This is a genomic window from Flavonifractor plautii ATCC 29863 (assembly GCF_000239295.1).
GTDB lineage: Bacteria > Bacillota > Clostridia > Oscillospirales > Oscillospiraceae > Flavonifractor > Flavonifractor plautii.
Window position 1 is genome coordinate 1 of record NZ_JH417724.1, and the last position, 6965, is coordinate 6965.

General features: G+C 62.1%; 4 protein-coding genes. 2 read left to right on the forward strand and 2 right to left on the reverse strand.

The window, feature by feature from the left end:
• Positions 1-543 precede the first annotated feature (543 nt).
• Positions 544-1527, reverse strand: coding sequence for a phosphate acetyltransferase (gene pta / locus HMPREF0372_RS07230; protein ID WP_007490244.1), 984 nt, complete (start codon positions 1525-1527; stop codon positions 544-546).
• Positions 1528-1721: 194 nt separating this feature from the next.
• On the opposite strand from pta, the gene HMPREF0372_RS07235 reads away from it, so the two are divergent.
• Together HMPREF0372_RS07235 and lepA are read left to right on the forward strand one after the other, a co-directional pair.
• Positions 1722-2417 (forward strand): helix-turn-helix domain-containing protein, encoded by a 696-nt coding sequence (locus HMPREF0372_RS07235; protein ID WP_007490246.1) that lies wholly within the window; start codon positions 1722-1724, stop codon positions 2415-2417.
• Positions 2418-2811: 394 nt separating this feature from the next.
• The gene (gene lepA / locus HMPREF0372_RS07240; protein ID WP_007490251.1) at positions 2812-4620 is read left to right on the forward strand and encodes a translation elongation factor 4; all 1809 of its coding nucleotides are present in this window, start codon (positions 2812-2814) and stop codon (positions 4618-4620) included.
• 400 nt (positions 4621-5020) lie between these two features.
• Here lepA and aspS read toward each other — a convergent pair whose 3' ends face one another.
• Positions 5021-6823, reverse strand: a complete 1803-nt coding sequence (gene aspS / locus HMPREF0372_RS07245; RefSeq protein ID WP_039996863.1) for an aspartate--tRNA ligase — start codon at positions 6821-6823, stop codon at positions 5021-5023.
• Positions 6824-6965 lie beyond the last annotated feature (142 nt).

Here is a 6965-nt window from a genome sequence, read left to right on the forward strand (position 1 = left end):
GTTCACCGTCCAATATGTTTGACAAACCTACATTGACTGGAAAAGGCGGGAATCCGCGGCAATTGAAGGTCAAAGCACAACCGACACGACATATAGTGGGCGGCTTTCAAAATGATGTCCTACTACTACCAGAAGGAGAAATGGCCAGGGCAGAGCAGCAAAAAGATTTGTCCACTTTGACCGGGACGAAAAGCCCCCACGGCATCCTTTTGGGTGCCGCGGGGGACCGGAGGGGACGGGGGATCTCCCCCCATAGCCGGAAAAAGTCCGGAGTCCCTGAAGGAAACTCCGGACTTTGGAGGGCCAGTTAGGCCAGCGCGGCGGTGATGATGGCCATGGAGCAACCCCCCACAGGCAGGTGCCTGTGGGGCCCCCGGCTTTTTTACTGCGCGGGACAAGTAATGCCCCGGCATCAAGGTTTTGCGCCCTTGCGCAAAACGCTTGACCGCGCGGAGCGCCGTGCCCCCGGAGTGGGCGGAGGTCTCCTCCATGGCCGGAAAAAGTCCGGAGTTCCTGAAGGAAACTCCGGACTTTGGAGGGCTGTTAGGCCAGCGCGGCGGTGATGATGGCCATGGAGTAGACCTCCTGGGCGTTGCAGCCGCGGGAGAGGTCGTTGATCGGGGCGTTCAGACCCAGCAGAATGGGTCCATAGGCGTCAAAGCCGCCCAGGCGCTGGGCAATCTTATAACCGATGTTGCCCGCATTAATGTTGGGGAAAATAAAGGTGTTGGCATAGCCGGCCACGGGAGAGCCGGGGAACTTGAGCTGGCCCACGGTGGGGGAGACGGCGGCGTCGAACTGCATCTCGCCGTCGATGGCCAGGTCGGGGGCGGCAGCCTTGGCCTTGGCGCAGGCGTTGCGCATCTTGTCCACAGTGTCACCCTTGCCGGAGCCCTTGGTGGAGTAGCTCAGGTAGGCCACCTTGGGGTCAATGCCGAAGGTTTTGGCGCACTTGGCGCACTCCAGGCCGATCTCCACCAGCTCGTCCTCCGTGGGGTCGATGTTGATGGCGCAGTCGCCCATGGCCAGCACAGTGTTGTCGCCCACGCCCTCGCGGACCATAATGAAGCAGGAGGAGACGATTTTATTCTCGGGCTTGGTCTTGATGAGCTGCAGGGCGGGGCGGACGGTGTCGGCAGTGGAGTAGGTGGCGCCGCCCAGCAGACAGTCGGCCACGCCCATCTTCACCAGCATGGTGCCGAAATAGTTGCCCTTCATCAGGGCGGCGCGGCACTCGTCGGCGGTCATCTTGCCGCGGCGCAGCGCCACCATCTCCTCCACCATCTTGTCCATGTCGGGATAGGTGGCGGGGTCGATGATCTCGGCACCCCGGATGTTGAAGCCGACCTCCTCGGCCGCGGCCTTTACCTCCGCCTCATTGCCGATGAGGATGGGGGCCAGCCAGGTGCCGGCCAGCAGGCGGGCGCTGGCCTCCAGGATGCGGGCGTCGGTGCCCTCGGTAAAGACAATGCGCTTGGGGGACTTTTTCAGGGTGTCGATGAGCTGCTGAAACATGTGAATGGCCATTGGTATCTTCCTCCATCATAAAAAACGTACGTCAAATGCCAAAATGCTCGGCGTCGGAGCTATTATACACCATTTCGACTGCGGTTCTCAATGCCTAAAAGCCATAAGATTGTGAAAAAATACACTTTACTTTTTGTATTCTCGCATTTATACTATACCTACTGTTTTGAAGCCAGTTGAAGTTGAGGTGTGTTATGAGTTCCGATTTTTCCCGCTGCCTTTCCCTGCTCCGGCAGGAGAAGGGGATCTCCCAGCGCGCGGCCGCAAAGGATCTGGGGATCAGCCAGGCGCTGCTCTCCCACTATGAGAACGGCGTGCGTGAGCCCGGTCTGGCCTTTGTCACGAAGGCCTGCAACTATTATAATGTGTCGGCGGATTTCCTGCTGGGCCGTACCCTCTCCCGGGACGGCACCACCATCGCCGCCGAAGAGCTGTACGATTACTCCACCGAGAAGGACAACGTGCTCCACGGCTCCATTATGGCCACGCTGAACAAAAAGCTGCTGGTCAACTCCATCGGCGTGCTCTTCGACCTGCTGGGCAAGACCGGCCGCAAGGAGGCCATTAACGCCGCGGCGGACTACCTGGGTACCGCTGTTTACAAGATGTTTCGCCACCTGTACCGGGCGGATGGCAGCAAGAACGAGGACTTCTTCTCCGTGCCCGCCCGGCAGTTTATGGCGGGCGTGGCCACCGCCGACATGATCTGTACCGAGGCCCAGTATGTGGACGCCCTGGCCGCCCACGTCAAGGAGAAGGGGAGCTTCCCGCCCATGCACAACGACGCGCTGATGGAGAACTACCCCGGACTGTACCAGTCCCTGCTCCAGATTATCCACAACACCGGGGAGCGGGTCAACCGCCGGATGGAGATTCAGAACCAGAAGTAGGGCGCGGCATCCCGGACGCACCGCCTGTTTACCGGCTACGCCCGGGGGGCGCCACCGGTACCATGCCCTTGAACGGCCGGGGCGGCCGCAGTAGAGATATGCAGAGTATCGCTCCAATGTCAATTGACGCTTTCACATCTTCGGAGGTGTATTTTTTTGACCGACCAGAGCAAAATCCGTAATTTTTCGATAATTGCCCACATTGACCACGGCAAATCAAATCCCGCGGAGTCTGTGGACTCCGCGGGTACCCCGTATTATTTTGCATCCTCGGCGGAAGTGAATTCCGCCTGCGGCAAGGTTTTGTCCGGGGGACAAAACGCTTGGACGCGGCAGGCCGCCGCGCCCCGCTGCGCGGGGTTCCGGGTGGATTTGCCGAAGGGAGGAGTATGCCATGACTGACCAATCCAAAATCCGCAACTTTTCCATTATCGCCCACATCGACCACGGCAAATCCACCCTGTCTGACCGGCTGATTGAGAAGTGCAACGCCGTTTCCCAGCGGGAGATGGAGAGCCAGCTGCTGGACAACATGGACCTGGAGCGGGAGCGGGGCATTACCATCAAGGCCCGGGCGGTGAAGCTCAACTATCAGGCTGCCGACGGGGAGACCTATGAGCTGAACCTGATCGATACGCCGGGCCACGTGGACTTCAACTATGAGGTGAGCCGCTCCCTGGCCGCCTGCGAGGGCGCGGTGCTTATCGTGGACGCCGCCCAGGGCATCGAGGCCCAGACCCTGGCCAACACCTTCCTGGCCCTGGAGCACGACCTGGAGATTCTGCCCGTCATCAACAAGATCGACCTGCCCGCCGCCGACCCCAAGCGGGTGAAGGACGAGATTGAGAACATCATCGGCCTGCCCGCCCAGGACGCCCCCGAGATCTCCGCCAAGGTGGGGCTGAACATCGACGCGGTGCTGGAGGACATCGTGAAGAACGTCCCCGCCCCCAAGGGCGACCCGGAGGCCCCGCTCCGCGCCCTGATCTTTGACAGCCAGTACGACGCCTACCGGGGCGTGATCGTCTATTTCCGTGTGATGGAGGGTACCATCAAGACCGGGATGAAGGTGAAGATGATGGCCTCGGGCGCGTCCTATGAGGTGCTGGAGTGCGGCCACCTGCTCCCCCTGGGGATGGAGCCCTGCGGCGAGCTGATCGCCGGCGAGGTGGGCTACTTCACCGCCTCCATCAAAAACGTGAAGGACACCCAGGTGGGTGACACCGTCACCGGTGTGGAGCGCCCCGCCGCCGAGGCCCTGCCCGGCTACCGCCCCGCCCGCGCCATGGTGTACTGCGGCATTTACACCGAGGACGGCTCCAAGTATCCCGATCTGCGGGACGCCCTGGAGAAGCTCCAGCTCAACGACGCCTCCCTGTCCTTCGAGCCCGAGTCCTCCGCCGCCCTGGGCTTCGGCTTCCGCTGCGGCTTTCTGGGCATGCTCCACATGGAGATCATCCAGGAGCGGCTGGAGCGGGAGTTCGACCTGGATCTCATCACCACCCTGCCCTCGGTGATCTACCGTATCACCAAGACCGACGGCACCGTGGTCATGGTGGACAATCCCCACAATTACCCTGACCCGGCGGTGATCGAGCTGGCTGAGGAGCCCTACGCCAAGGTGTCCATCGTCTCGCCGCCCGACTATGTGGGCAACATCATGCCCATGTGCCAGGAGCGCCGGGGCGAGTTCAAGGACATGCAGTATCTGGACACCAACCTGGTGGAGCTGCACTACTCCATGCCCCTGGGCGAGATCATCTACGACTTTTTCGACACCCTCAAGGCCCGCACCAAGGGTTACGCCTCTCTGGACTACGAGCTGGACAAGTACGAGCCCTCCGAGCTGGTGAAGGTGGATATGCTGCTCAACGGCGATCAGGTGGACGCCCTGTCCTTCATCGCCCACCGGGAGAAGGCCTACCCCCGCGCCCGGCGGCTGTGTGAAAAGCTGCGGGACAACATCCCCCGCCAGCTCTTCGAGGTGCCCGTCCAGGCCGCCATCGGCGGCAAGGTCATCGCCCGCGAGACCGTCCGCGCCATGCGCAAGGACGTGCTGGCCAAGTGCTACGGCGGCGACATCACCCGGAAAAAGAAGCTGCTGGAGAAGCAGAAAGAGGGCAAAAAGAAGATGCGGAGCTTGGGTACGGTGCAGATCCCGACCGAGGCATTCATGGCGGTGCTTAAATTGGACGAAGAGTAAGCATCCGCAAAGTTCCCTCCTCGCGGCATAGCCGCTGCGGCCTACGCTACAAACGTGCCACCGGCACGTTTGCTTAACGCTGCGGTGGCGGTTCTCAAGTTGGACGAGGAATGACGGCATCTTCTTTTTGGCCTCTGGGGCCCCACAAGGTGGGGCGGCGCTTGCGCCGTACAAGGGTTTCGCCGGGGGCGTAGGGGCGGGGCTTGTCCCCGCCCGCAGGCGGGCTGGTGTGGGCATCGGCCCCTACGGGAGAAGCGCGGGCGGCCACAAGGGCCGCCCCTACAAAGAGGATACTATGAGATACAAAACCAGGAGCACACCACAGCGGTGTGCTCCTGGTTTTTGTTTGATCCGGTTTTCCACATGCGGGAAGGATCCTGTGGAAAACTTGCGAAGGCGGTTACTCGGCGGCCTCGTCCTCCTCCTTCTTGGTGCAGACGATGTTCAGCTCGTCCAGCTGGGCTTGGGTGACGAAGGAAGGGGCGCCCATCATGAGATCCTGGGCGTTCTTGTTCATGGGGAAGGGGATGATCTCCCGGATGGAGTCCTCGCCGGCCAGCAGCATGACCATGCGGTCCACGCCGGGGGCGATGCCCGCGTGGGGGGGCGCGCCGTAGGTGAAGGCGTTGTACATGGCGGGGAACTTGGCCTTCACGTCGTCCTCGCCCAGGCGGACGAGCTGGAAGGCCTCGATCATGATCTCCGGATCGTGGTTCCGCACGGCGCCGGAGGAGAGCTCCACGCCGTTGCACACCAGATCGTACTGGAAGGCGGTGATGGACAGGGGGTCCACCTCGCCGGCGGCGGCCTTTTTCAGAATCTCCAGTCCGCCGTTGGGCATGGAGAAGGGGTTGTGGCAGAACTCCAAAAGCCCGGACTCCTCGCCGATCTCGTACATGGGGAAGTCCACGATCCAGCAGAACTCATAGCGCTCCTTGTCCATGTGGTTGGGGCAGAAGGCGCCCAGCTTGGAGCGGAGCACGCCGGCGGCCTTCTGGGCGGCCAGGAGCTTGCCGGCTGTGAGGCCCACGAAGCAGCCCTTTTCCAGCCCCAGAGCGGCCACCACCGCGTCCTTCATGGGCTGGACAAACTTGGCGATGCCGCCCACAATCTCGCCGTTCTCGTCGTAGCGGAACCAGTAGGCCTTTTCGCCGGACTGGACCTCCACGTCGGCGCACAGCTTGTCGATCTGCTTGCGGGTGCCCTCGAAGCCGGTGACCACCACCGCCTTGACGGTGTTCCCCTCAAAGGGGCCGAAGCCGCAGGCGCCCAGGGCCTCAGTGGCGTCGGTGACGGTCAGATCAATGCGCAGATCCGGCTTGTCGGAGCCGTACTTGTCCATCGCATCCCGGTAGGAGATGCGGCGGAAGGGGGCGGTGGAGGCCACGTTGTAGGTGCCGTACTGGGCAAAAATGGGGGGCAGCACGTCCTCCAACACGGCGAACACGTCCTCCTGATCGGCAAAGGCCATCTCCATGTCCAGCTGGTAGAACTCGCCGGGGGAGCGGTCGCCCCGGGCGTCCTCGTCCCGGAAGCAGGGGGCGATCTGGAAGTACTTGTCGAAGCCGGAGGCCATCAGCAGCTGCTTGAACTGCTGGGGGGCCTGGGGCAGGGCGTAGAACTTGCCGGGGTGCTTGCGGCTGGGCACCAGATAGTCCCGGGCGCCCTCCGGGGAGGAGGCGGTGAGGATGGGGGTGGTGATCTCCAGGAAGCCGTGGTCAAGCATGGCCTTCCGCAGGGCGGCCACCACCTGGCAGCGGAGGATGATGTTGTTCTTCACCTCCGGGTTGCGGAGATCCAGATAGCGGTACTTCAGGCGGGCGGACTCGTCGGCCTCCCGGCTGCGGTTGATCTGGAAGGGCAGCTCGTTGTGGCGGCAGCGGCCCAGCACCTCCACCGCCTCCGGCACCACCTCGATGTCGCCGGTGGGCAGCTTGGGGTTCTTGGAGTCCCGCTCCCGCACCACACCGGTGATCTGGACGGTGGACTCCTTGTTCAGCCCCTTGAAGGCCTTCCACATGGCCTCGTTCTCCACGACCACCTGGGTCACCCCGTAGAAGTCCCGCAGGACGGCGAAGGCAAAGTTCTGGCCCACCTCGCGGACGTTCTCCAGAAAGCCCGCCAGGGTGACGGTCTGGCCCACGTGCTCCATACGGAGATCCCCGCAGGTGTGGGTGCGGTAATGGGTATGGGTTGTCTGCATCAAAAATCAACTCCAAATCGTAATATAGAAAGGATAAAATACAATCAGGATAGAAAAGAGAGCCATATAGGCAGATCGGAACGCCAAAAGAGACGCGGAGGCGGGCCGATGTGGGCATCGGCCTTTACGGGAGACACGGGCG